This window comes from Bradyrhizobium sp. NBAIM03, assembly GCF_020194055.1.
Lineage (GTDB): Bacteria > Pseudomonadota > Alphaproteobacteria > Rhizobiales > Xanthobacteraceae > Bradyrhizobium > Bradyrhizobium yuanmingense.
Window position 1 is genome coordinate 21,362 of record NZ_JADYVS010000026.1, and the last position, 26,212, is coordinate 47,573.

Consider the following 26,212-nt stretch of genomic DNA (forward strand, 5'->3'; position numbering starts at 1 on the left):
GTTGCGTCGCGCAAACTCCAATTCTTTCTTGGATCAGGGGCTTCCAATACTTCCTACAATCTCGCTCCAGCATCCAAGATGGAAAATCCGAATGTCCTACGATCGTCTCACCGCAGAAAACGCCGCCGTGCTATTCGTTGATCATCAGACAGGTCTTGCCAATGGCGTGCAGACCCAAAGCCCGCCAGAATTCATAAACAACGTAGGTGCACTGGTGAGGATCGCGCAGATCTACAAGCTCCCCGTGGTGATCACGACGAGCGCTGCCGACGGCCCGAACGGTCCTATCATGCCTGTCGTAAAGGACGGTCTTCCCAACGCGACGATCGTGCATCGCCCTGGCCAGATCAACGCCTTCGATAACGAGGACTTCGTTGCGGCAGTGAAGAAGACCGGGCGAAAGAAATTGCTAATTGCTGGTATATCGACCGAAGTCTGCCTTGCCTTCTGCGCGCTGTCGGCCCTAAAGGCAGGGTACCAAGTATACGGGGTCCTCGACGCTTCCGGTACCTGGAACAAGATCGTCGAGGATGCGGCGATTATGCGTATCGTGCAGGCTGGAGCCATTCCGATCACGTGGGTAGCTGTCGGCGCCGAGCTTCTTTACAGCTGGCAGGCGGCGACGGGAGAGGCTCATGCCAAGCTCATGGGCGATTTCCTGCCATTCTCCGCGAACAACATTTCGGGCTTCATGGCAGCAAAGGGCGGTCACTAGAGATTCTGTCGGGAGAAAATCAACTATAGAAGTCGCTCGGCCCGTTGGGCCGAGCGACCGCGGGCAGAGGTTCAGCGAACACTCCGCACGGTTACATCATCATCGTTCCTTCCTTATAGATCGCCACCTCGACCGGATTCAAACAGAAACCAAGTCCGGCGCTCAGATTCGTCGATTAAGTTCTCGAGCACGCTTGCGGTCGCTACGTCCCCGGCATCGTCCGCAATTCCGTGGGCACTACGCATCGCGGCGGTGATAGCCTTGTTATCGTTCATCAGCTCACGGAGCATCTCCCGCGGCCTGACGAAAGCTTCATCGTTGTCCCTGATCGTCTGCAGTCGTGAGATCTGACTGATCGATTTCAGCGTGGTGCCACCAATCTTTCTGACGCGTTCGGCTAGGATATCAGTAGCGGCAAACAGCTGTGCGGCCTGATCATCCAGAAGAAGATGATAGTCGCGGAAGTGCCGGCCGCTGACATGCCAGTGAAAATTCTTTGTCTTGAGATAGAGGACAAAGAAATCCGCCAGCAACGTATTGACGACGGTTGCGACCTTTTCGATCTTATCCGTCGATAGATCGGTCGGCGTCTCAAGTTCAGTCGGTGCGATTGTTAGTCTATTCACGGCGGCTACCTTTCCTTTTTATTCATTGTTAGTGGGGCCCGAACTCAGCATCCGTCGCAAGCATCTCTAGGTATGATACATCGTCCCAGATGAACAAGTCGTCTTGATTGCGGCGGCTTCGAGTGGCGAAGAGACCTAGCGGTGATCTACCAAGTTTTCTTTGACAGCGATTTTTCTGGAAAAGTGCTCCCTTGCGCGTCTCGCTAGGTCCATGACCATTCATTGTTTCGCTTGATGTAACGGCGAGTTGCCGAGATTGAGGCTAGTGTCGGCCGGGTTGTCAGCACATCATTAGCCCAACGGATCGGGAACTAACCTCACGGTGAAGCAGGGGATTACTATGAGTACAGATCGCTATCTTCCCTTCGTGGGCCGTATCCTCATCGGCCTGACATTCACTTTTCTCGGGCTTGGCAAGGCGATCGCCTGCGGCAAAACCGTCGCAATGATCACGGCAGTAGGTCTTCCCTTTCCGTCGCTCGCCTTTTTAGCTGCCGTCAGCCTCGAGATCGTCGGTGGTCTCCTCCTTATCGTCGGTTACAAACTGCAGCCGGTTCCTCTTTTGCTGGCCGTATTCTCCATCGTCACCGCATCCTATTTCCACTGCAACATCGCCGACGAGAATACGCTGGTCCACTTCTTTAAGAATGTCATTATCGCCGGTGGACTGTTTCAGATCGCGGGCTTCGGCGCCGGCGCATTCAGTATCGATCAGCGCGCTTCTAGGGGAAGCGGCAATTTCGCGGGGCTTTCGACCGCGCGGTGATCGTAGATCAGTCGAAGAAGGTTCGGCTGTACCGAAGTCGTCGAGCGAAGAACGTCTCATCCAGTCTCGGAGACATTTCTACACATTGGAACCATTGAAATGAACGATGAAAGAACTCGAATGTCGGATTTTGAAGGACGCCTTCGGACGGTGGAGGATGAACTCGCGATCCGCAATCTAGTGGCCCGATTCACTGATGCTGTGAATCAACGCGACACGAAAGCTTTCAAGCGGCTTTGGAGCGATGATGCGGTATGGGAAATCGGTCCTCCTTTCTCCATCAAAGCGACGGGAGTCGAAGCCATTAGCGGTATGCTCGACGAGCTTTTCAAACCGAAACTTCTCTTCGTACAGCTGACACACTCGGGCATCATTATCTTCACGGGAAATGACTGCGCCACGGGACGTTTTACGGAGCGAGAGCGTGGAAAGGGCGAGGGCGACTTCTACGAGAATCTCGCTGTTTATCACGACGAGTATATCCTGAGCCCGGACGGCTGGCGCTTCAAGCGCCGTTATTACGAGTACCGGTTCCTAGATACTTTTGCCTTCTCAGGCGAGATCGTTCCGCGCACGAGATGACGAGCCCGGCGAAGGTTGACGTTCGACCTTCGAAGAGCCAACCGGAGCCAAGCGGCCTGCCGACGGGCATAATCAACAATCTATCAATCGTTCGCGTTTGTTGCAGTCGTTGATCAAAAACTCAGTACACCGAATGCAGTTCGCTTGCGTCTCTCCATCCAGAGGCTGCATGTAGCTGTTCGAGTCTCAGTTTCCTGCCGGCATTCCTTCGGTCTCGGTAGTAAATGAGCTGCCGAGAGAGGCCGTTCTGCTCAGCCAGGAAAAGCGGCATTGTCGCCGACGGAAAGGGGAACGGGCGGCGCCGCCCGAGAAGAAGATGGCCGCTTTGGCGTGTGGAGACGAAAGTGGCCGACGCGCCTTCGACTCAAGGAAGAAAAGTTGGCATTGGCACGATCGCAACTATCGGTTTTTTATCTGTTTTGCTGGTGTTTACTATCGTGGTTGCCATGCTGGGCTGGACGTCTGCGAGCGACGTTCAGATGTCGATCAATGGTTGGATCGCATTAGGACTCAGGGTGTTCTTCTCGCTTTTGATCGGAAGCGGTCTCATGGGACTGGTGTTCTACAGCAGTCGAACCGAATACCACGAGGCCATGGTCGTTCACGTTAGGAACATCCAGGATGGTCTGGGGGAGGAATCATGAGCATCGATTGAACGTCGCGGCGCGCGATTGATTTATCTACGCGCGCCGTCCTCGTGGCGGCATCAGTTCAGGAGTCGGTTGGAGCGAAGGCGAGAAACAGCAAGTTCTAGGAATGCCCGCACTTTTGCCGGCGCGTGGCGACCTTCTGGATAGAGCACGTGAATGGGAAGTGGTGGTTCTTCATGTTCACCAAGAATGATTTGCAAGTGACCTTCAACGAGGGCTGGACCGATCTGATAGTGGAGCAAGCGCGTCAACCCCCAACCGGCCTTCGCGGTGGCGATCGCAGCTTCATTTGTGTTGCATTGCAGGGCCGGGCGAACGATGACGCGTTCGTCACCCGCGAATCGCCATTCGGGTGAGGCCCAGGCGCTCGTCGACGTTACAATGCGATGATCCTTCAGATCCGAAGGGCTGGCAGGGATGCCGTTCTTTTCGAAGTAGGAAGGGGCCCCGCAGATCACGCGCCTTACCATGCCAACCTTGATGGCGGTAAAGCCGGAATCCGGCAAATGCCCGATGCGAATCGCGACATCGACACCGTCCTCAACGATGTTCACCGGGCGATCGAGGAACAGGGTCCTGCCCGACATTCCGGGATGGGTGTCGAGATATTCCATCATGATCGGTAGCACATACATCTGGCCAAAGAGAGCCGAAGCGGTGACCACTAGCGTGCCGGATGGCTTTGCGTATGATCCCGAGGCAGCCGCTTCCGCTTCGACGATGTCGGACAGGATGCGACGGCAATCGTCGAAATATCTGGTCCCGGATTCGGTAAGTTTGACGGAGCGGGTCGTGCGGACGAACAGCCGAGTACCTATCGTTTCCTCGAGGGCTGCGATCGCCCGGGTCACTGCGGGCGCACTCATATAGAGAAGCCGGGCGCTTTCCGCGAAACTTTCAGCCTCAGCGACTTTGACGAAGATGCGCATCGCTTGCCAGCGATCCATGGCCTTCCCTCTCTTTTAGCTCCTTCCTACCTGCTGAACTCGGAGACAAGCTCCATCTATACATTGGAGTTATTGACCGGCTCCTATCGGTTCCTCGTGGATATATCGGCTGTTGGCTCGTCGTGAGGAGACGACTGCCCCCAACATCGCCGGCGCGCGCCTTTAGCCATTCTATGAGTCGAAACCCGCCGGTCGCGATTGGAAACCCGCCGGGCATACCGCCGGCATAGGAAGAATGAGGCATCTAGCGGCAAGGCTTCGACTCCCGAGTTTGCTTACGAGTCGAACCAAGACGAGGTAGCGCTCGCAAGCGAAACCTAGGCGAGTTGAAGGAAAAAGAGGGGGCGTTCAGCGCGCCCCTTCGTTCATGATTGGTCGGAGAATCCGGAATGCCTTCGCTCCAGACATTTGCCGATCAGGCGCCCGCGTCAGTCAGGCCACAGGGCGCGCGATCTTCCCTTCGGACGATTTCCTCGATCTGGCCAATGATCTCGCTGCCAATGCCCGCCCTACGCATCCGTTCTCGTAAGATGCCTATGGTCGCGATATCCCCGTCTCTCTGCGCCACCGCAAAAGCAACGACAAGGGATGTCCTAGCATCGAAACTCGTTCCACGACGGGCCGCATCAATCTCGGCACCGGTCATCCCAAGGCCTCGCAAGCTCTCCTCTTGGCGCCTGAGCCGAGGCTCATCTTTGCTTCTTGCGGTTATAGCAAGCTCGATCGAAATTCGCGCCCGATCGTCGAGAGTAAAGCTGGACATCGTGGTATCCTCAAGCGAGGCTAAAAGCCGAAATAGCTGAGCCCCGGGTGATCGTCGGGTCTGCGTCCAAGTGGCCATCGGAACTTCCGGTCTTCCTCGGCGATCGGATGCTCGTTGATGCTGCTGTGTCGAACACGCATCAAACCGTCGTCGGCAAACTCCCAATTCTCATTGCCGTAGGCCCTGAACCATTGACCGCTGTCATCGTGATACTCGTAGGCGTATCGCACCGCGATTCGATTGCCAGAAAAGGCCCAGAGCTCCTTGATAAGCCTATAGTCCAACTCATGGTTCCACTTGCGGGTGAGGAACGCTTGCACCTCATCCCGCCCCGTCAGGAATTCAGCTCGATTGCGCCATCGCGTCTCCGTCGTGTAGGCAAGCGCTACCTTCGCGGCGTCGCGGGTGTTCCAGCCGTCCTCGGCAAGGCGTACCTTTTCGATGGCAGTCTGTTCGTTGAAGGGCGGAAGTGGTGGACGGGACATAGGTGCTTCTCCGGGTTAAAGGACGATATGTTACCCTGTGGGCGGCAGGCGAAGGCGTCTCTAGCGGCGGTACTGTCGATCGAAGGGACAGTAATCTCTGTTTCCGGCATCGCGCGATAGCGATCTTCACATTGTATCCTCTCAAGAGCCTGTCTGCCGGTTACGGTCGGTTGATATGTGCTTCAAAGCGCGAGTTCGATCACTGCAACTTCATCGCCGCCTGGCTGTGCCGGCACCGCGCAGCAAATTAAGACTTCGTCCCGTGCGACGGTGGCGGTAGGCTCTTTGACGTATATGATCGTGCCCCTCGAGAGTTTCGTCCTGCAGGTGCCGCACGTTCCCGTCCTGCAGCTGAAATCGGGGCTGAGTCCCCGAGTTTCGGCCAGCTCGAGCAGCGTTCCAGATTTCGGTGTCCAACGTGCTTCCTTCAGCGACTTGGTGAAGACGACCGGTACCGGCTGCGTCGACGGTGGCGGACGTTCGACAACCACTGCGTCGGCGTCACGAGATCTCGTCAGCGACGAAGGTCCGAAAGCTTCGGCGTGAATGCGGTTGTCGGCAACATTCAACCTGCGCAGACCGTCATAGAGCGACTGCGTGAACTGAGGTGGACCACAGAGATAGAAATCATAATCGTCAAATGGCAGGAAGCGAGAAAGCAATCCGATGTCGACCCGGCCGCTCGCATCGTAATCGACCCCTTCTTCTGCGCCCTCAATGTCGCTTAGCACGCGGACAACTCTTGCCGAACCGCCGGAAGATTTCATCAGTTCGTCGATTTCCTTGCCAAAAGGCAGATCACGCTTCGAGTGTGCCGCCTGGAAGAGCACGGTGCGTCGGCTTTTTCGGGTACGAAGGCCCTCATAGACGACATGTCTCAACATCGCCAACATCGGCGTGATGCCGATCCCGCCTGCGATCAGGACAGCCGGTCGCTTCTGACCGCTGTCGATCGTGAAGTGTCCGTCCGGCGCCCGCGCTTCTATCAGGTCGCCGAGCCGGATAGCGTCGTGGAGATAATTAGATACGGTGCCGCTGCGTTTCACGCTGATGCGATACACGCCGTCGGACGGTGCTACCGAGAGCGTGTACGTCCTGATGACGGGCTTGTCGGTGTGGGACAGCCTGATTCTGATTGGAAGATGCTGGCCAGCCCGATATGGGGGCAGGCCACCGGCACCATCGTCAGGCTGAAGGTAAAATGATCGTATCGATGTGCTCTCATCGACAATCTTCGTCACTCTGAAGGGCCGCCACCTTGCTGCAAGCTCAATCGCGCGCAACCGATCGGCGGCCGCTTCCCAGTCGCCGGTCATGAGGGAGGCCGGAGACCACCCGTCTCTTTGGAACGTCCAACGGAGCGCGATAGCGTTGCGCCGTCTGATGACCTTGCGGGCGCGAAAACTCCATAGGCGCTCAGCGCCCTGGAAAGCAGCTATTTCAGGAGAGTCGAGTATTACCTTTGCGTCCCCCGCGAGCTGAAGAACGTCACCGGTCTCGAAGTCGACGAACGCCAGACCTGCTTTGCCGTTCATCATGATATTGCCAAGGGTCGCGAAGAAGTAGTTTCCATTGAAATCCGGAATCGTGAGCGTTCCGTCATCGTTGATGCGTACGAAGCCAGCTTTGCCCCCTCGATGGGAAACATCGACCTGTCGCCTATCCTCGCGCTCAATGTAGGAGGCGACAAAAAACGTGTCGGCGGCTTGGATCATGTCGCGATCGAATGCATCCAACTCAGCGCTCTCCTCCACGATGCCACCGAAGTGCTCCGTGGGGTTGCGGACGAACCTGTAATCCCGGAGCTGTATGTATTGAGGACAATTGCCAAAGCTCTGATCCACATCGAATCCGAGCGGTTCTCCAGCAGTTGCTCTCAAAATTCCGTTCACGCGATTTCGGCGGCGGGTGTTCAATTCGATGCCTAGAAGTCCGATCGCATCGCCATCGCGCATTCCAACGCTCGCCGGATCGCTCGGATCTGGTTGCAGATCGATCGTGAGTGTGCGCGAACTCGGCGACGACACGAAGCCCGGCCGACCCGTGACAAAGGTCGCCCATGCATCACCCCTCAGGTCGACGCTACCGAGTGCCATGAACGGAATCTGGGCGTAGAACTCCCGGTGCTGGTCCGGCATGTAGTCCCGAACGACCCGCCGGCCCGCGACTTCCATCCGCTCTGCGACCCCCGTCTTTTCCTGGATCGCCTTTTCGCCCGCGTGCCACGTGTCCAGCTTCGCTATCGGTCGCCGACCAATCATCTTGCATCTCCAATTCGAGATAAAGGGCGCGCCCGGAGGCGCGCACCCGTCCAACAATCAAGCCGCGGCTGAAAGGCCTACCGGTGTCTTGATGAAGGGAGCGAAGCCGGGCAGTGACTCGATGCGTTGGAGGAAGGCATTCACTTTTGGATAGCCGGACAGGTCAACGTTGCCTTCAGGAGCGCGTGCAACATAGCTGTACAACGCGACATCAGCGATCGTCGGACGCTCTCCCACGAGCCAATCTCTGTTGGCCAGATGATTTTCGAGCCTCTTCAAGAGCACATGGGATCTTCCGATCACGTCTTCCGGATTGTACTTCGCGCCAAAGACAGTTATCAAGCGCGCCGCGGCAGGGCCGTACGCCACTTCGCCGGCGGCTACAGACAGCCACCGTTGTATTGCTGCTGCTCCCTCCGGGTCCTCGGGGAGCCATTCCGCCTTGCCAGATTTCTTGGCAAGGTACACGAGTATCGCATTTGAGTCTGATATGACGATACCGTCATCGTCCAACACCGGGACTTGCCCGAAGGGGTTCAGCGCCAAAAACTCTGGGGTCTTGTGGGCACCGGACTTCAAATCCACTTCGATCAGGTCGAAGGGCTGTCCAAGCAGCGAGACGAAAAGACGTGCGCGGTGCGAGTGACCGGAGAGGGGGTGATAGTAAAGCTTCATGATCGTGATTCCTGCGTGAGTGACCAGGCTCAACTCCCGATCAACGGGGAAAATTTGACAGAGCTCTTTGGCCCCGAGAACGATCATCCTAAGCACTTCATCATTGTCGCCACCGCAATGATGGATCGTGAGATTTAAGTGGCTGAAATCGCTAGAATTGTTTGCTCCGTCTGTTATGGCAGGGTGCGTGCGCAATCGGAAACCGACGAAATGGCAGGATAAGCAGCTTCGTCCGGCGTTCCCGTATTGGAGACGCGGCGTATCAAAGCGGGTGGCTAGTTGAGCGACGGGGACGCAGACATCTTCGATTTGAGAATGATTTCGGCATCCGGAATCACTCCGAACATCGAAAGGAAATGTCATGTCGTACGAGCGCCTCACTGCCGAAAATGCGGCGGTACTCTTCGTCGATCATGAAACCGGACTTGCGAACGGCGTACAGACGCAAAGCCCTCCCGATTTCATCAACAACGTGAAAGCGCTGGTTACGATTACGCAGATCTACAATCTGCCGGCAGTGATCACCACGAGCGCGACGGACGGACCAAACGGTCCCATCATGCCGGTTGTCGAACAAGGACTTCCGAAGGCAGCGATCGTTCATCGTCCGGGCCAGATCAACGCATTCGACAACAAGGACTTCGCGGTGGCGGTGAAGGCGACCGGTCGGAAGAAGCTGCTGATCGCGGGCATTTCTACGGAGGTCTGCGTCGCGTTTGCGGCGCTTTCGGCACTCGAGCTCGGATACGACGTGTACGCCGTGCTGGATGCGTCCGGGACCTGGAGCAAGTTGGTCGAGGAGGCGGCAATCGCGCGGATGGTGCAGGCCGGCGTCAATCCCATCACCTGGGTCGCGGTTGGCGCCGAACTATTGGGTACCTGGCAATCCTCTACAGGAGAAGCGCACGCCAAGCTTATGGGGGATCACCTGCCGTTCGCTGGCTACAATCTGGCTGGCTATCTTTCGATAAAAGGGCAGGCGTGACATCATTCGGCACGAGCACAGTAAAAGCAAGGCAGGAAGGCTGTGCCGGTCCATCGGTCGGGCCGGCACAGCTCAATTGAGCGACGCTTCAAACCCGTCATATTCTTAGCGGCTGTAGCAATTCGAGGCGGCGTGTCAATCGCCAACGTCGACTATTTCGATTGTGGGCTTTCGCCGATACGCGCAGGTCTCGATGTAAGAGTCTTATGACGCACCTGTTCGCCAATGGCCTCGAATCTCTGCTGCGAGCCGAAGACAGCACCCTGCTGGCCGATCATCAGTTCTGTCGGTTCACTAATCTGAGAGTCCGACGGTGCTGATGCGCGTGCTACCGCGCTGGATCTGTGGCGCCATGATCGCGTGAATTGAAAGTTGTCAACGTACGGAGTTGAGAATGCGTGCGGTCTATTACAGGCGCCAGGGTGCAGCGGCAGAGGTTCTAGAGCTCGGCGACTTACCGAAGCCGGTGCCCGCACGAGGAGAGGTTCTCGTGCGAATCGAAGTTTCCGGCATCAATCCGAGCGATATCAAGAATCGAAGCGGGTTCGCATTCAAGATGCCTTTCCCTCTGATTGTGCCGCATCAAGATGGCGCAGGAGTCATTGAGGACGTCGGTGAAGGCGTATCGCGGAGCAGAGTTGGAGAACGCGTCTGGATATTCGAAGCTCAGACGGGCCGTGCGAGAGGGACTGCCGCCGAGTACGTCGCAGTGCCCAGCGACAATGCCGTTCCGCTTCCTGATGAGACCTCCTTTGAGATCGGAGCGTCACTCGGCGTTCCGGCTATGACGGCGCATCGATGCCTTTTTGCCGGTGGAGAACTTCGCGGGCGTCGCGTCTTGGTACAGGGCGGCGCAGGAGCGGTCGGTTCCGGCGCAATACAACTTGCGAAGTGGGCGGGGGCATGGGTGGCCGCCACCGTCCGGCGCCCCGAGCAGTTAGAGGTCGCGCGCGCGGCTGGGGCCGATCTCGTGATCGACCTCGCTGCCGACTCTGTCGAGACCGAAATCACCAGCCATACGAGGGGCGAAGGCGTCGACCGCATTGTCGAAGTAGACCTCAGTGCCAACTTGGATGTGGATTTGAAATGTCTTGCAAGCGGTGGCTCCATCTCCGCCTATTCGACGCACAATCCCAAGGAATCGATCTTACTCCCGACGATGCCGGCCATGCTCGGCAACGCCGCAGTCCGTTTCGTTTACGTCTACACGATGCCTACGAGTGCGAAGAGGATGGCCATACGCGAGATCAGCGAGTGCCTACTGACGAAGGTATACAACCCGAAAATCGGACTGATTCTGCCGCTGCGCAGGACGGTCGAAGGTCATCTTGCTGTGGAGTCGGGAACGATCGGAAAGACCTTGATACGATTGGATGCGGAATGAGCGTCCCTGCAAACAGGCTCTTTGCAGGGGCCGCTCGGTCCCACAGGGAGTAGACGCGAGATGTTCTGTCGACGCCGCCGTATGACGGGCGCGACAACGGTTCCTGATGTTCATTGCGGACTTTCGACGCAACTTCAATAAACGTCCAGCCCGCAGATCGACGCAAGTCAAAGAGCTTGCTCGGCGTGCGGCAGGGCCACGGCGCCGGAGACTTGCTCGAACCCCATAAAGTGGGCGAAAGTGCAACAGGAAGTAGCCATTCAAGATTGGAGACCGACTTGCATTTCAAGCACCTTCAATACCTGGTTGCCTTGGCCAAGGAGCGGCACTTCGGACGGGCGGCGAGTACCTTGGCGATCAGCCAGTCGGCCCTCTCGCAAGCCATTCAGCATCTGGAGAAGCATTTCAGCGCACCGATCGTGTTGAGGGATCAAAGCGGATTCCAAGGTTTCACGCGGGAGGGTGAAGCAATTCTCAGCTGGGCGCGACAATCGCTTGCCGACTACGACCGGCTGTTGAATGCGGGCCAGCACGACAACCCAACCGAATTGAAGGGCAGTCTGCGCCTTGCGCTGTCTCCGGTCGCCATGACGATCACTTCGCTCCTGACGGCCCCCTTCGCAGAACGTTATCCCGGCATCACGATTTCAGTTCTATGCAAGACGATGCCGGAGATCGAGCGCGGCCTCAAGGAGTTCGAATATGATGTGGGCGTTACTTACCTGGACGGCCTGACACTTGGCGGTCTACGACCCTACTCGCTCTATGACGAGACCTACTACCTGCTGGTCCCGAAGGACCATTTTCTTAGCGACAGGAAATCGATCGACTGGGCGGAGGTCGGCGAGATGCCGTTGTGCCTGCTCAGCCCCAACCTTCACAACCGGATCATCATCGATCGAATCTTCGCGAGCGTCGGCGTCGCGCCAAAGGCAGTGATTGAAACCAATTGCAGTCTGGGGCTATTCGCGCACATGCGAACAGAGAACTGGCTGACTATCGTACCGCATTCCTACTTCTATCTTTTGGGCGACTGGCTGTTCATCAGGTCGATACCCATCGTCAATCCCGCGACGACTGCGACGATCGGTCTCGTCATACACGAGCGCGATCCCATCTCACCGAATATTCGGGCATTCGTAGAAGTCGCGCAGGAGGCCCTCATAGGCAAACAACTCGACCGTTACCGCAACTGACCGGATCGTCCGATTTCCCAAAGTATTGCATCTTCTTGAGGGGGCGCTGATCTCTCTCGGACGCAGGTGTCTGTCACCTCATAAGTAAAATTGACTGCGTGATAAGGCGCTTTTGCTCAACAAAGCTGCCCTAGCAGCGGACTATTTGGACTTGAGCTTCCGCGTTTCTTTCGCCGATATGAGTGCATCTTCTGTTGGAAAAAGGAGGCGCAGCGATGCGAACCTACCCAAAGTTCAAAGCCGCTGCCATGCATGTAAGTCCGGTCTTTCTCGACACCAAGAAGACGGTGGACAAGGCCTGCTCCCTGATCGAAGAGGCGGCCAACAACGGCGCCAACCTGATCGTCTTCCCGGAAGCCTTCATCCCATGCTTTCCGATCTGGCACTCGCTGCGCGCACCCGGCCTCAACCATGGATATTTCCAACGTCTAGCTGCGGCCGCCGTGCATGTGCCGGGACCGGAGGTGCGTCGCCTCGCGGAGCTTGCCAAGCGACGCGACGTTGTCATCTCCATGGGCATCAACGAAGGAACCACGGCGAGCATCGGCTGCCTTTGGAACACCAACATCCTGATTGGAAACGACGGCTGCCTGCTGAACCATCATCGCAAGATCGTGCCAACCTACATGGAAAAGCTGACCTGGGCGAACGGCGACGGCGCCGGCCTCCGCGTGGTCGATACGCCGCTCGGCCGCATCGGCGGGCTGATCTGTGCGGAGAACTGCAACCCGTTGGCGCGCCATGCCCTGATCGCGCAGGGCGAACAGGTGCACATCGCGACCTACCCGTCCACCTGGCTGAACGGCGGCGGCATGAGTCTCGCCGAAGGCGTCCGCATCCGCACCGAGGCGCACTGCACCGAAGCCAAGGTCTTCACCGTTGCTGCATCGATGTATCTCACGGACACCGCGAAGGACCTCCTCGCCGAGGGCGACATGAAGCTGCGTGAGGCTATGGACGCCGGCGAGCGCAACCCGAGCATGATCATGGGCCCGAGTGCCGAGCTGAAGGCGCCGGTGTTGCGCGACGACGAGGGCATCCTCTACGCCGACATCGACGTCAACGACTGCATCGTGCAGAAGCAGTTCCACGATCTCGCCGGATATATGAACCGTTTCGACATCTTCGACCTGACGGTCGATCGCTCCACCAACGATCCCGTGACGTTCTCGGCCGTGCGTGGCCGCCGCGAGCATGTCGGTCTCGACCTCACCGATGATGCCGACATTGTCTGGTCGCGCTCGCCGCAGGCGGCGGAATAATGGCACTTGGTGATGGCCGTGTTGGATAACGCCCGTGACTAACGCTCGCATACAGGGAATCTACGTTGGCCGCGCTGCACCGCTTGGCGACGGGCGCGTACCGAGCGGTTTCGTGAAGACACGGGTGAGCAAATCGATCCAGGCTGGTATCGATGGACTGCCGGGCGACGAACAGGCTGATCGGAGGGTACACGGCGGCCCGGATATGGCGATCTACGCCTATGCCTGCTCGCATTACGATCGCTGGATAGCGGAGTTTCCCGAGCATGCAGGCCTGTGGGGCAGCGGCGCATTGGGCGAAAACCTCGCCATGCACGGATGGGAAGAAACCGATGTCTGCATCGGCGACATCGTTCGCGTTGGCGGTGCCATCCTTCAGGTCACGCGGCCACGGAAACCGTGCTTCAAACTGGCGCTGCGCTTCGACGACCTGCGTCTGCCGCGACGACTAGTCGAGACCGGCCGCTGCGGATGGTACTATCGCGTGCTGGAGCCGGGCGCGATCGCGGAGGGCGACGAGGCAGTTCTCCTCGAGCGGTTGCATCCGGAATGGTGCATCCGCCGCGTCAACGACCTCAGCATTCAGCCCGACGCTGATCCGACTGAGTTACGCAAGATGGCCGCGCTGCCCGAACTCGCCGGCAATTGGCGCGCCCAGGTGCAGGCGGCAGCGCTCGCGGGAGAGGCTGCTGCGCGCAACACTGCATTCCGGGAATTCATCGTCCTCAAGACCATCGACGAGAGTGCCACGATCCGCTCGTTCGAACTCGCCCCCGCTGACGGAGGCGGAATTCCGGCCGCTCAGCCAGGCCAGCATCTCGTCATCAGCGCTCAGGCCGACGGACGAAAGATGTCTCGTCCTTATTCGATTTCGGCCATCGCCAACGGCCACCTGCAGATCAGCGTCAAACGGGAGACCGGCGGGTTCTCGGAGTGGCTGCACACGCGCGTCAAGGCCGGCGACCGGCTCAACGTGCTTGGTCCTCGCGGCTCGTTTCAACTGGAAAGCACCAGCGGACTGCCGCTGGTCCTGATCTCCGCCGGAGTCGGCATCACCCCGATGATCGCGATGCTGCAGGCGGCGACGACGAATAACGGCGCCAGGATCGTGCCGAAGGGTGTATCGTTCATCCACTGCGCCCGGGATTCCAGCCATCACGCTTTCAGGGCGAAGCTGGCCGACATCCGTGCAAGGCATCCGTCGGTATCCTTTCACACGCGCTTCAGCCGGCCGGGCGCGGAAGACCGGATCGGCGTCACGCATGACAGCGTCGGTCGCGTCGATCGAGATCTGATCCATCGCACGATTGCGCTGCTCGGCGCGTGCAACGTCTACATCTGTGGCCCCATCGCCTTCATGGCCAATGTCAGTCGCTGGATTGGCGAGATCGAGCAATCAGGTATTCGCGTCATGACGGAAGCATTCGTGCCTTCCGGCGCCGCAGCGAGCGCGGATCGAAAGCGCCGTCCCGATCACGCGCGCGTCAGCTTCGCGCGGTCGGCTCGATCGCTCGAAATGAACGGTTCCGGCTCGCTGCTCGATCTCGCGGAGTCCGAGGGATTGCCGGTCGTGAGCGACTGCCGCTCAGGCACCTGCGGCGCTTGCGCCGCCCGGGTGATCTCCGGCGAGGTCGGATACGATTTCGAACCGGTCGCGCCGATGAATGACGGGGAAGCGCTGCTGTGCTGCGGTTTCCCGCTTAGCGAAAAGCTCGTTCTCGATCTCTGAGGTCGAGAATGGTCATCGATCTTCAAGTCGCGCCGCCATCAAGAGTGCGATGTCTGTCAGGGAAGAACGCGCCGGGTCGGCCGGATTCACGCGATTGTCGAGGGACTTGAAGATGAACGTGAACATCACACGACGTCAGGCGAGCGCGATGATGCTCGCCGCATTTGCGGGCGGGCTGCGCACCGCATCGGCCAATGATGCCGCGCCGCTGCGTATAGCGCACGATTTACCGGTGGCATGGCTACCATTGTTCGTCGCCTATGAGCGCAAGCTCTGGCAGGCCGAGGGCATCGCGCCGACCACCATTCCCTCGCCGCACGGCACCGCGACCCTGATCTCCGTCGCCGGCGGCGCCGCCGACATTGGTGTGTCGACGGAAATGTCGGTTTGCGTCGGTGCCTTCAGCAAGACGCCGGTCAAGATCATCGCGAGCTTTAACCAAGTCGAGAACATGGAATTGGCCTGCTCGACCGCAATCAAGACCCCGGCCGACCTGAAGGGCAAGAAGATCGCCGTAGTGCAGGCCAACCCGTCGCAATATTACTTCTCGCTGTTGCTGAAGAAATACAATCTTACCCCGTCGGATCTTTCCATCGTACGGCTAGGACCGGCCGAAATGATCTCCGCGCTCAACGGCGGATCGATCGATGGTTTCGTCTGGCAGGAGCCTTTCCTGACGCAGGCGGCCAAGCTCGAAGGCAAGAAGTTTCATCGCCTTGCCGAGCCCGGCCTGAACGCCATCTTTGCCTCGATCATCGTCAACGAGAAGACGCTGCAGGAGCGGCGTCCGGTGCTGGTGAAGGCGCTGCGCGCGTTGGACCAGGCCTGCGCCTTCATCAAGGCCAACGGCGAGGATTCTGTGCGGATCGGCGCGCAGTTCTCGCAGATGGATCCCGCGGTCGCTGCCGACGCGATCAGCCGGATGAAAATCGGTCTGTCACTGGATGTTCCCATGATGAAGGCGAAGATGATCGACGAGGCCAATTGGGCACTGGCCGAAGGTATTGCCCGTCCGGGATCGCCGGTTCCCGACTACGCCGATTATCTCGATCCCACCCTGCTGGCCGATGCGAGAAAGACATGATGACGCAAACCCTGCAGCAGCCGGCCTTCACCGCGATTCCCAACTTCATAAACGTCGATTCCGTTACCTTCCGGTTCGACCCGAAGCAACTTGCGCTTGGCAACGTCAAGCTGACCATCCCGCTCGGCCAGTTCGTCTGCCTGCTCGGTCCGAGCGGCTGCGGGAAGACCACGCTGCTCAATCTGATCGCCGGCTTCCTGGTTCCGACCGACGGCTATGTGTTCGTCAACGGCAAGGTTGTCGACGGCCCCGGTCCGGATCGCGGTATGGTATTCCAGGACTATTCGCTATTTCCCTGGCTGACCGTGCTCAAGAACATCGAGTTCGGGCCCGGCATTGCCGGCATGAGCGCGTCGGCCCGGCGCGAGCGGGCCATGCACTATCTCGAATTGGTCAATCTTGGGCAGATCGCCGACCGCTACCCCACCCAATTGTCCGGCGGTATGAAGCAGCGTGTCGCGATCGCCCGGGCGCTCGCCGCCGGGCCCAAAGTCCTGCTGATGGACGAGCCGTTCGCCGCGCTCGATGCGATGACGCGAAGCAAGCTGCAGAGCGAACTGATCCGCATTCACGAACTCGAACGACCCACCATCCTGTTCGTAACCCACAACATCGACGAGGCGATAAGGCTCGCCGACCGCGTCCTGGTGATGTCGCCCAATCCCGGCCGCGTCGTATCCGATGTCATGATTGATCTGGAGAAGCCCCGTGCTCGCACCTCCGTCGAATTCGCTCGCTTCTACGACCGTTTCGAAACAGAAATCGGCCTTGAAAGCTCCTAGCATCCGGAAGGATACGCGCAGGGTCCGGAGCGCAGCCATCAGCGCCGCCGGCATCGGGGGGTTCTTCCTGCTCTGGCACCTGATCGCTACCAGCGGCTTGGTCGACCCGGTCATGCTGCCGTCGCCCGCCGAGGTCTTCCGCTCGGCATTCGCGATCGCGAAGACCGGCGAACTTCAGGACCATATTCGTGCGAGTGTCTTCAGAATGGCGCTGGGTTATGCTGCGGGATCCGGCATGGGCATCCTCTTGGGAGTGCTGCTGGGCCGCAGTACCTTCCTGGAGTCCCTGGTGGGACCTATCCTGCAGATGGCGCGGGCCATCCCGCCGCTCGCGCTAGTGCCGCTGATCATTTTCTGGTTCGGCATCAACGAAGGCGCCAAAGTGTCCCTGATCGCCTGGGCGACGTTCTTCCCGGTCTGGATCAATACTCTACTCGGCGTCAAGGGCGTGAATCCGCTGTTCATCCGTGCTGGCCAGAGTCTCGGTGCGCGTCGCGGTACGCTGCTCCTCAAAGTCGTCATACCGGCAGCGCTGGCGCCGATCTTCTCCGGCATGCGGGTCGCTTTGTCGATCTCCTTCACGGTGCTGGTCGCGGCCGAGCTGGCCGGCGCGCTGGCCGGCCTCGGCTATCTGATCCAGATGTCGGCGCTGTCGTTCCGTGTCGACACCATCTTCGTCGGCATCGTCGTGCTCGCGATCCTCGGCTTTATCGCCGACACGCTTTTCATGATGCTGCTGTATTGGCTCTTTCCCTGGTACCGCAGCGAGCAGACGGGAAAGTAACCCGCGAGCAAGTCAAGGTTGCCCTAATTGAGCAATTGCTCAAACGCTCAAGACACCCTCCAACCATCGAGTGAGCGGTCTCTCCATCTTCCGCGTCCCGCTTTTTGCGACACTGCTGTCCGCTTCCTAAGGCTACTTCGGGATTAACAGCGTCGATAGTTTAGGTACACGCAACGAGGAGTGCTAATTATCCACTAGCGCTCCGAAACCTAGGATCTGAGCCATGAAGACTATCAAGATGAAGCGCGGCGCGAAACGTGGCAACCCGGATCGTGGATTTTCGCTCGAGATAATCTATCCCGGCCTGACGTTTGAAAGAGGCGATAGTGGCGTTGGAGCTATTGGCCGGATCGATCGGGCTCGCATTCACCCCGGGCACACGATAGCGATGCATCCTCATCGTGACGACGAGATTCTCACCTATGTGCGAGTCGGGTCGATGCTCCACAAGGACACTGTCGGACACCGTGAGGAAATCCGGCCTAATCGGCTAATGATGATGAATGCAGGCCATACATTCCAGCACGAGGAGACGATCCTCGGGAGCGAACCGCAGGAAGCCCTTCAGATTTTCCTGCGCCCTCGCGCGACATCCCTTGAGCCGAAGGTGCAATTCCATGACTTTGGCGAAGCAGTGAGCGTTGACGCCTGGCGTCTCCTCGCCGCTCCGAGCGGCGCACCGCTAGAGGTGCGTGCTCAAGTTTGGGTACAGGATACCCGATTGTCGGGTGGTAAGACCCTATCGTTACCGCAAGTCCAAGCGCTCGGAGCTACACGATTGCTCTACGTGTTCTCGGGAGATGTGCGTGTAGGCGATCTGGTGCTCGAGGCTGGCGAAGGCGCGTTCCTCTCGGAACGCGAAGTCGAGGTAGCATCGAATTCCGGCGCCGATCTGGTGTTGTTCACGACTGACGAAAAAGCGCCGGTCTTCAAGGGTGGAATGTTCAGCGGAAACGTGCTGGTCATGACTGCCTAGTAATCCGAGGTGCCGTTCCGGTGAAGCCGGAACGGCACCCCTTGCGATTCCGATTAAGACGACAAACGCCGGTTGACGATCATCGCTCCATTGACGGGTGAGCGCGCACCAAAATTGCTGCCCGACCGCTTGCGGCCCATTGATCGATCTGCGGTTTTCTCATGCATAAGAGCGGCATAGAGCCGCTTCTTTGTATTTGGCTGTAGCCAGTCGAACCCGCACGGCGGCAGCCAACCTCGTCTAGTGGCCTCCGAAATCAGATCTCTCAGGCCTGAACATACGGCGCGGGCCGGCCCCTTTAACGTAAACATCCTCGCGGAAGGTCAAATCAACCTATCGCCCCTGCCTGCTCGAAGAGGCACGCCCCACATAGAAGCCGACACGAAGTCTGATCCGACGAAGTTGTACTACGTGCAACGATTGAAGGGCCATAGCGGAACCAATGGTGACGGCGGTCCTTCTCGGTTGGCTACTTATACGATGATATGATTTCCCTATCTGGGCGCTCGAGGCTACCCAAGTAGCTCCAGAAGTAAGGCTGTGCGGCATATCGATTGATGTCGATCGCTTACTTCAGTTCGGCCGTCGCTGGTCGTTCCATCGGGGAGTGCACTTCATTGAAGGATGATCAAGCACCGAAGCTGATTCGACGTGACATACTTCGGCTCACTTTTGTTAGTACCTGCACATTGGCTGCGGGTCCGGTCATGCCGACGGCGGCTGCGGCGAAGCTTGTCGATCTCGATCAGAAGCGTAGGGCTCGCTATCGACCTGACTCACAGGAAGTCAGGAATTTCTATCGCGTAAACAGCTATCCTGCTCGATAGGAAGCTTCCGTGCTGATCAGGAAGTCTGACCGTCGGCCAGAGCGTGCCAACCGAATCGATGCGGTGACTGACGAAGCATCGGGGAAGCTGGACAGGCGCACATTTCTGAAGCAATCGGGAATTACGGCTGGCGCATTGGCGGCGGTGGGTGAACTTGCGCTGCATAGCGTGCGAAGGGTAGAGGCGGGACCACCGCCGCCCGTCGGCGCGTCGGTTACGATCCGGAAGAATATCTGTACGCATTGCTCGGTCGGCTGCTCGGTAATCGCCAAGGTCGCCAACGGCGTGTGGATTGGACAGGAGCCCGACTTCGGCAGTCCGATCAATCGTGGTTCGCATTGTTGCAAGGGTGCTGCGGTTCGGGACGACGTGCTGAACGAGCGACGCCTGCGCTATCCGGTCAAGCTCGTTGACGGACGGTGGACGCGTATCTCTTGGGAGAAGGCGATCGACGAGATCGGCGACAAGCTATTGGACATCCGCCAGAAAGCGGGGCCCGATTCGGTCTATTGGCTCGGTTCCGCGAAGTTCACCAACGAGGCCGCCTATCTCAATCGCAAGCTCGCGGCGTTCTGGGGCACCAACAATTCCGATCATCAGGCGCGGATCTGTCACTCGACAACGGTCACCGGCGTAGCCAATACCTGGGGTTACGGTGCGATGACCAATAGCTACAACGACATCCGCAACGCCAAGACCATCCTGCTCATGGGCGGCAATCCTGCCGAAGCTCACCCGGTGTCCCTACAGCACATTCTCGAAGGCAAGGAGCTCAACCGCGCCAACATGATCGTGGTCGATCCCCGGATGACGCGAACGGCCGCGCACGCGACCGAGTACGTCCGGGTTCGCCCCGGCACGCATATCGCCACGATTTACGGCATGTTGTGGCACATCTTCGAGAATGGGTGGGAAGACAAGGAATTCCTCAGTCAACGTGTCTATGGACTTGATGAAGTCCGAAAGGAAATTGCAAAGTGGCCTCCCAAGGAGGTCGAGCGCGTGACCGGCCTGCCCGAGGCGCAGGTCAAGCACGTCGCCCAATTGTTCGCGACGCAGAAGCCGGCCACGCTGATCTGGGCGATGGGGCAGACCCAGTTCGCCACCGGAACCGCCAATGTCCGGGCCAGTTGCCTGTTGTTGCTCGCCACCGGGAACGTGGGGATGCTAGGTGCCGGCGCCAACATCTTCCGCGGTCATACGAACGTGCAAGGCGCGACCGACCTCGGTCTCGATGTCACCTCCTTGCCGCTTTACTATGGCCTGGCTGAAGAGGCTTGGCGGCATTGGTGCCGGGTGTGGGAGGTCGATTACGACTGGATGAAGTCGCGTTTCCCCGACAAGAAGCTGATGGAGACCCCGGGGATCCCGAGCACGCGCTGGTTCGACGCAGCCTTGCTGCCGAAGAATCAGATCAGTCAGCCCAACCCGGTGCAGGCCATGTTCATCATGGGACACGGCGTCAATACCATCACTCGAATGCCTGAGGCCGTGAAGGGCATCGAGAAGCTCGAGATGCTGGTGGTCTGCGACCCCTATCCGACAGCGTGGTCGGTGCTGTCGGAGCGGAAGAATGGCACCTACTTGTTGCCCGCCTGCACGAGTTTCGAGATGGATGGCTCGCGCACCAACTCCAACCGCTCGCTGCAATGGGGCGAGAAGATCGTCGATCCGGTCTTCGAGGCGAAGAACGATTACGACACGATGTACATGCTCGCCCGCAAGCTCGGCTTTGCCGACCTGATGTTCAAGAACATCAAGGTCGAGAACGGCGCGGTTTTGGCGGAGGACATCCTGCGCGAGATCAATCGCGGCGGTTGGTCGACCGGATATTGCGGACAGTCGCCGGAGCGGCTCAAGGCGCATATGCGCAACCAGCACAAGTTCGAACTGGTAACGCTGCGGGCGCCGAAGGACGATCCCGAGGTGGGCGGGGAATATTACGGCCTGCCATGGCCATGCTGGGGCACGCCGGAATTCAAGCATCCGGGCACACCGATTCTCTACAACACCAATCTTCCCGTGAAAGAAGGCGGCGGCACCTTTCGCGCGCGGTTCGGGGTCGAACGCGTCGTCAAGCGCAAGGTGGTGGAGAACGGGCAGGAAGTGGAGCGGGAAGATCACGATAATCTCCTCGCAGAGGGCTCGTACTCCGTCGGTTCGGAGATCAAGGACGGCTATCCCGAATTCACCCTCGGCGTGCTTAAGAAGCTCGGCTGGGACAAAGATCTCACCGCGCAGGAGCTCGAGGTGATCGCGCGCATCAATCCGGTTGATCCCGACAAGGTGTCGTGGTCGACCGATCTTTCCGGCGGCATCCAGCGGGTCGCGATCGAGCACGGCTGCTCGCCCTACGGAAACGCCAAGGCTCGCATGATCGCGTGGAATCTTCCCGACCCAGTTCCGGTGCATCGCGAGCCGATCTACACGCCGCGGCCCGATCTCGTAGCCGACTATCCGACCTTGCCTGACGCGAAGCAATTCCGTGTGCCCAATATCGGCTTCTCCGTACAGAAGGCCGCTGTCGACCGCGCAATCGCGAAGCAGTTCCCGCTGATCCTAAGCTCGGGCCGCCTGGTCGAATACGAGGGCGGTGGCGAGGAAACACGGTCAAACAAATGGCTCGCCGAATTGAAGCAGCACATGTATGTCGAGATGAATCCGGCGGATGCGGCCGAACGCGGCATCGTCGACGGCGGCTGGGTCTGGGTGACGGGTGCGGAGAACGGCTCGCGGGCCCGGATGAAGGCGCAAGTGACCGAACGCGTCGGCAAAGGCGTGGCCTGGATGCCCTTTCATTTCGCTGGCTGGTATGAGGGCGCCGATCTCCGCGCGAAATACCCGGCGGGCACCGATCCCATCGTGCTCGGTGAGAGCGTCAATACGCTGACAACCTATGGCTATGATCCTGCCACCGGCATGCAGGAACCGAAAGCCACGCTGTGCCAGATCAGGGCCGCATGAGAGGTTGGACCGATGGCACGCATGAAATTCCTCTGTGACGCGGACCGTTGCATCGACTGCAATGCCTGTGTGACCGCCTGCAAGAACGAGAACGAGGTGCCCTGGGGCATCAACCGGCGCCGTGTCGTCACAATCAACGACGGCCAGCCCGGTGAGCGGTCAGTGTCGATGGCCTGCATGCACTGCACCGATGCGCCTTGCGCCTCGGTGTGCCCGGTCAAATGCATCTATCCGACCGACGACGGAATCGTCCTGCACAATAAGGATCTGTGCATCGGCTGCGGCTATTGCTTCTACGCCTGTCCGTTCGGAGCGCCGCAGTATCCGCAGGTCGGAAACTTCGGCTCCCGCGGCAAGATGGACAAATGCACCTACTGCGCTGGCGGCGGCGGGCCAGAGGAGCCGGGTAGCGCCGAGGAATATGCAAAATACGGCTCGAACCGCTTCGGCGAAGGCAAGCTGCCGATGTGCGCCGAGATGTGCTCGACCAAGTCACTGCTCGCGGGCGATGGCGACATCATTGCGCAACTCTACGAGGAACGCGTCAAGAAGCGCGGTTACGGCTCCGGTGCCTGGGGCTGGACGACGGCCTATCACGAGGACGTCAAGACTTAACGACCCGCGCTTGCTGCCGGTGGGTGCGCGAAGATTAGAGACGAAGATTGGGTATCCGTCATGACGGCTTTCGCATGCATTCGCAACATAGCGTTCCTGCTGATGCTGCTCGGGGTTACGACAGCATCAGCGTTCGCCCAGAAGTTCGGGCCCGACGGGGCGCCCAATCCGACCGCCAGCGTGACCGACCAGAAGATGCTGCTCGAGCAGACCCCGCGCATCCAGGGCCGGATCGACATTCCCGACGTGAAAGCCAGCGTGCTGATGCAGCCGATGGGACGAACCTGGGATTATTTCCACGAGGTGCTGCTGCGCCGGGGCGGCGCACTGGTCATCGTTGGCACGGTCGCCATGCTGGCGCTCGCCTATCTGATTATGGGCCGGCTTCGCATCGAGGCCGGGCGCTCCGGACAGACGATCGTCCGCTTCAAGGCTTTCGAGCGGTTCTGTCACTGGTTGACCGCTGTGTCGTTCGTCTTGCTCGGGTTGACGGGCCTGAACGTCACTTTTGGCAAGGTCCTGCTGCGGCCGCTGGTCGGCCCGGAACTGTTCTCCGACATTTCCCAGATCGCGAAGTACGTGCACAATTTCACGAGCTTCGCCTTTCTGACAGGCCTTGTCCTGATCACGGTTCTCTTCTTCAAGGACAATCTCCTCCGGAAGGTCGACATCGACTGGGTCAGGCAAGGCGGCGGCTTCATCAAGTCGAAACATGCGCCCGCGGGACGCTTCAATCTCGGTGAGAAATTTGTCTACTGGCTATCGGTCGCCGCTGGCCTCGCTGTCTCCGTATCGGGATTCGTGCTGCTGTTTCCCTTCTACGGAACCGATATTGCGGACATGCAGATCGCCCAGATCGCGCACGCGGTCGTAGCGATCTTGTTCATCGCGTTGATCCTGGGACACATTTATATCGGCACGCTCGGTATGGAGGGCGCGTTCGAGGCCATGGGCACCGGCGAGGTCGATATCAATTGGGCCCGAGAGCACCACGATCGCTGGCTGACCGAAAAGCTCGCCGAAGGCAGGCAAACGTCGGTAGCGCAAGCGGAATGAGGCGCTTCGAGGAAGTAGGATACCGTGACTAGCGTCCCGAAATCTAACAGGCGAATACTGATCTGCTCCTGCGAAGGGTCGATGCCGCTCGACGTAACTACAATCAGCGGCGCCTGTCGCGGTGGCGTTACCGCTACAACGCATCTGTGCAGCACCGAGTTGGACCGGTTCAAAGCTGTTGCCAACGAAGATGTTCCGCTCACGGTAGGGTGCACGGAGCGAGCGACACTGTTTAGGCAGATAGCAGCCGAAAATGATCGCTCCAATCCGATAGAGTTCGCCAATCTCCGCGAGACCGCGGGTTGGTCCGGAGATTCCGATCGCGCCGGACCGAAGATGGCAGCTCTGCTGGCCGCCGCGGCCGAAGCCACCACACCAGTGCCAATGGTCCAGCTGGAAAGCAGCGGCATCATTTTGATCTACGGTCGAGACGAAGCTGCGATCGAGGCTGGCGAGCTACTGAAGGATCATCTCGACGTCACGGTGATGATCGTGCCACCAGCCTCTATTACGCCGCCGCGCGGGGCCGATTTTCCGATCGCCAAGGGTCGGATACGAGCCGTCAGCGGCCATCTGGGTGCGTTCAACGTGGTGGTCGACGATTTCGTCGAAGCTGCAAGGTCCTCGCGGCGCGTCCTGACGTTTGGTCCATCGCGGAACAACGCCCGTTCGGTATGCGACATTGTACTGGACCTGACTGGCGGGCCCGCGCTGCTTCCGTCAGATCTGCGCGACGGTTATTTGCGCGCGGACCCCGCCAGTCCGGGCGCAATCCTCCGGGCTGTACTCAAGGCGCGCGATCTCGTCGGGACTTTCGAGAAACCGCGCTACATCGCTTTCGACGCCGGACTTTGCACGCACTCTCGGTCGAAACAGATCGGGTGCACCCGTTGTCTCGACGTCTGTCCTGCCAGCGCGATCGCGCCTGCCGGCAACCATGTGGCGATCGATCCCAATATCTGCGCGGGCTGTGGCCAATGTGCAACAAGCTGTCCCACCGGAGCCGCGTCATATGCGCTGCCGCCCGAAGACGCACTAGTCAGAAGGCTCCGCGCCATGGTGATCGCATATCGTCAGGCCGCCGGTGAGCGGGCCGTTGTTCTTGTCCATGACGAGAGCCACGGTGCACAGCTGATCGACGCGCTGGCGCGATTCGGTGCCGGCTTGCCGGCAAACGTACTGCCATTCGCGGTTAATGAAGTTACGCAGGTTGGGCTCGAGACCATCATGGCGGCTTTGGCATACGGCGCCTCAGCGCTGCGCTTCCTGATACGCGCAAAACCGCGCCACGACGTCTCCGGAGTGACGCGGACTATCGCCCTGGCTGAGCCTATTCTTGTCGGGCTCGGTTTTGGCCCCGACCGCCTCTCAGTCATCGCGACCGATGATCCTGACCAACTGATCGAGGCGCTCGGCAAAGCTCCGGCCGACGCGCCGGCGCCACACCCTACGAGTTTCCGCCCCGTGGGCCCCAAGCGCGACGTGTTGCGTTTTGCACTCGCCGAGCTTCACCGCGCTGCACCTGCACCCGTCGATGTCGTTCCGTTGCCCGCGGGTGCCCCGTTAGGGGCCATCGAGATTGATGCGGCGGGCTGCACGCTTTGTCTATCGTGCGTCTCGGCCTGCCCGACCGGCGCCCTGCGCGACGACCCCGAGCGCCCGGCATTGCGGTTCGTCGAAGACTCCTGCGTTCAGTGCGGCCTGTGTCGGACGACGTGTCCGGAGAACGTCATCACGCTGGTGCCCCAGATCGATTTCCGCGCTAGTCGCGCGCCGATTAAGGTCCTCAAGGAGGAAGAGCCGTTTTGCTGCATCCAATGCGGCAAGCCGTTCGGCGTTAGGAGTAGCATCGAGCGTGTAATCACCAAGCTCGAAGGCCAGCATTGGATGTATTCGGGCTCGGGTCAGAGCCTGGACGCCATAAAGATGTGCGGTGACTGCAGGGTCGGATTTATCGTGGCAAAGGGACCAAGGCTCGACAGTTCGCCAAGTCGGAAAGTCCGCACCACAGATGATTTCCTGCACGATTCGATGCCAAGAGATCGGACGGCATCCTCCGTAGGCCCATTCGATCACGATCTGTCCGAGCAAAGTTAGA

General features: G+C 59.2%; 23 protein-coding genes. 17 read left to right on the forward strand and 6 right to left on the reverse strand.

Features of this window, described 5'->3' with window-relative positions:
- The first annotated feature begins 91 nt into the window (after window positions 1-91).
- Window positions 92-715 carry an isochorismatase family protein gene (locus I6F21_RS29640; RefSeq protein ID WP_225141839.1) on the forward strand — a complete coding sequence of 208 codons (624 nt, stop codon included), beginning with the start codon at window positions 92-94 and terminating at the stop codon, window positions 713-715.
- A 113-nt stretch (window positions 716-828) separates the two neighbouring features.
- Here I6F21_RS29640 and I6F21_RS29645 read toward each other — a convergent pair whose 3' ends face one another.
- Window positions 829-1,341, reverse strand: a complete 513-nt coding sequence (locus I6F21_RS29645; protein ID WP_225183875.1) for a DNA starvation/stationary phase protection protein — start codon at window positions 1,339-1,341, stop codon at window positions 829-831.
- Window positions 1,342-1,681: 340 nt separating this feature from the next.
- On the opposite strand from I6F21_RS29645, the gene I6F21_RS29650 reads away from it, so the two are divergent.
- From I6F21_RS29650 to I6F21_RS29660, 3 genes are all read left to right on the forward strand, one after another.
- The gene (locus I6F21_RS29650) at window positions 1,682-2,107 is read left to right on the forward strand and encodes a DoxX family protein (protein ID WP_225183876.1); all 426 of its coding nucleotides are present in this window, start codon (window positions 1,682-1,684) and stop codon (window positions 2,105-2,107) included.
- A gap of 99 nt (window positions 2,108-2,206) precedes the next feature.
- A complete protein-coding gene (locus I6F21_RS29655; protein ID WP_225141833.1) occupies window positions 2,207-2,689 on the forward strand; it encodes a nuclear transport factor 2 family protein in 483 nt (160 codons plus the stop codon).
- A 344-nt stretch (window positions 2,690-3,033) separates the two neighbouring features.
- The gene (locus I6F21_RS29660; RefSeq protein WP_346656838.1) at window positions 3,034-3,333 is read left to right on the forward strand and encodes a hypothetical protein; all 300 of its coding nucleotides are present in this window, start codon (window positions 3,034-3,036) and stop codon (window positions 3,331-3,333) included.
- A 62-nt stretch (window positions 3,334-3,395) separates the two neighbouring features.
- Here the strand turns inward: I6F21_RS29660 and I6F21_RS29665 are convergent, their stop codons facing one another.
- From I6F21_RS29665 to I6F21_RS29685, 5 genes are all read right to left on the reverse strand, one after another.
- Window positions 3,396-4,286 carry a LysR family transcriptional regulator gene (locus I6F21_RS29665; RefSeq protein WP_225183877.1) on the reverse strand — a complete coding sequence of 297 codons (891 nt, stop codon included), beginning with the start codon at window positions 4,284-4,286 and terminating at the stop codon, window positions 3,396-3,398.
- A gap of 415 nt (window positions 4,287-4,701) precedes the next feature.
- A complete protein-coding gene (locus I6F21_RS29670) occupies window positions 4,702-4,932 on the reverse strand; it encodes a hypothetical protein (RefSeq protein WP_225141830.1) in 231 nt (76 codons plus the stop codon).
- 137 nt (window positions 4,933-5,069) lie between these two features.
- Entirely contained in the window at window positions 5,070-5,534 is a 465-nt protein-coding gene (locus I6F21_RS29675; RefSeq protein ID WP_225141829.1) for a nuclear transport factor 2 family protein, read from the reverse strand.
- A gap of 182 nt (window positions 5,535-5,716) precedes the next feature.
- Window positions 5,717-7,795 carry a pyridoxamine 5'-phosphate oxidase family protein gene (locus I6F21_RS29680; RefSeq protein ID WP_225183878.1) on the reverse strand — a complete coding sequence of 693 codons (2,079 nt, stop codon included), beginning with the start codon at window positions 7,793-7,795 and terminating at the stop codon, window positions 5,717-5,719.
- 57 nt (window positions 7,796-7,852) lie between these two features.
- Entirely contained in the window at window positions 7,853-8,470 is a 618-nt protein-coding gene (locus tag I6F21_RS29685) for a glutathione S-transferase (protein WP_225183879.1), read from the reverse strand.
- Between the two features lie 361 nt (window positions 8,471-8,831).
- Here I6F21_RS29685 and I6F21_RS29690 point away from each other — a divergent pair, with 361 nt between their 5' ends.
- From I6F21_RS29690 to I6F21_RS29750, 13 genes are all read left to right on the forward strand, one after another.
- Window positions 8,832-9,455, forward strand: coding sequence for an isochorismatase family protein (locus tag I6F21_RS29690; protein WP_225183880.1), 624 nt, complete (start codon window positions 8,832-8,834; stop codon window positions 9,453-9,455).
- A 394-nt stretch (window positions 9,456-9,849) separates the two neighbouring features.
- On the forward strand, window positions 9,850-10,839 hold the full coding sequence (locus I6F21_RS29695; protein ID WP_225183881.1) for an NADPH:quinone reductase: 990 nt from the start codon (window positions 9,850-9,852) through the stop codon (window positions 10,837-10,839).
- 278 nt (window positions 10,840-11,117) lie between these two features.
- A complete protein-coding gene (locus tag I6F21_RS29700) occupies window positions 11,118-12,035 on the forward strand; it encodes a LysR family transcriptional regulator (protein ID WP_225183882.1) in 918 nt (305 codons plus the stop codon).
- A gap of 215 nt (window positions 12,036-12,250) precedes the next feature.
- Window positions 12,251-13,297 carry a carbon-nitrogen hydrolase family protein gene (locus I6F21_RS29705; RefSeq protein ID WP_225183883.1) on the forward strand — a complete coding sequence of 349 codons (1,047 nt, stop codon included), beginning with the start codon at window positions 12,251-12,253 and terminating at the stop codon, window positions 13,295-13,297.
- A gap of 124 nt (window positions 13,298-13,421) precedes the next feature.
- Window positions 13,422-15,026, forward strand: a complete 1,605-nt coding sequence (locus I6F21_RS29710) for an MOSC and FAD-binding oxidoreductase domain-containing protein (protein WP_225183884.1) — start codon at window positions 13,422-13,424, stop codon at window positions 15,024-15,026.
- Window positions 15,027-15,138: 112 nt separating this feature from the next.
- Window positions 15,139-16,110 carry an ABC transporter substrate-binding protein gene (locus I6F21_RS29715; protein WP_225183885.1) on the forward strand — a complete coding sequence of 324 codons (972 nt, stop codon included), beginning with the start codon at window positions 15,139-15,141 and terminating at the stop codon, window positions 16,108-16,110.
- On the forward strand, window positions 16,107-16,892 hold the full coding sequence (locus I6F21_RS29720; RefSeq protein ID WP_225183886.1) for an ABC transporter ATP-binding protein: 786 nt from the start codon (window positions 16,107-16,109) through the stop codon (window positions 16,890-16,892). Before I6F21_RS29715 ends, I6F21_RS29720 begins: the two co-directional genes overlap by 4 nt.
- A complete protein-coding gene (locus I6F21_RS29725; protein ID WP_225183887.1) occupies window positions 16,879-17,676 on the forward strand; it encodes an ABC transporter permease in 798 nt (265 codons plus the stop codon). Before I6F21_RS29720 ends, I6F21_RS29725 begins: the two co-directional genes overlap by 14 nt.
- A gap of 223 nt (window positions 17,677-17,899) precedes the next feature.
- The gene (locus I6F21_RS29730) at window positions 17,900-18,652 is read left to right on the forward strand and encodes a pirin family protein (protein ID WP_225141807.1); all 753 of its coding nucleotides are present in this window, start codon (window positions 17,900-17,902) and stop codon (window positions 18,650-18,652) included.
- Between the two features lie 836 nt (window positions 18,653-19,488).
- Window positions 19,489-22,443 carry a formate dehydrogenase subunit alpha gene (locus I6F21_RS29735; RefSeq protein ID WP_225183888.1) on the forward strand — a complete coding sequence of 985 codons (2,955 nt, stop codon included), beginning with the start codon at window positions 19,489-19,491 and terminating at the stop codon, window positions 22,441-22,443.
- Between the two features lie 12 nt (window positions 22,444-22,455).
- Window positions 22,456-23,058, forward strand: a complete 603-nt coding sequence (gene fdh3B, locus I6F21_RS29740; RefSeq protein ID WP_225183889.1) for a formate dehydrogenase FDH3 subunit beta — start codon at window positions 22,456-22,458, stop codon at window positions 23,056-23,058.
- 60 nt (window positions 23,059-23,118) lie between these two features.
- Window positions 23,119-24,114 carry a formate dehydrogenase subunit gamma gene (locus I6F21_RS29745; RefSeq protein WP_225183890.1) on the forward strand — a complete coding sequence of 332 codons (996 nt, stop codon included), beginning with the start codon at window positions 23,119-23,121 and terminating at the stop codon, window positions 24,112-24,114.
- Between the two features lie 81 nt (window positions 24,115-24,195).
- Window positions 24,196-26,211, forward strand: coding sequence for a 4Fe-4S binding protein (locus I6F21_RS29750; protein ID WP_225183891.1), 2,016 nt, complete (start codon window positions 24,196-24,198; stop codon window positions 26,209-26,211).
- Window position 26,212: the final 1 nt, after the last annotated feature.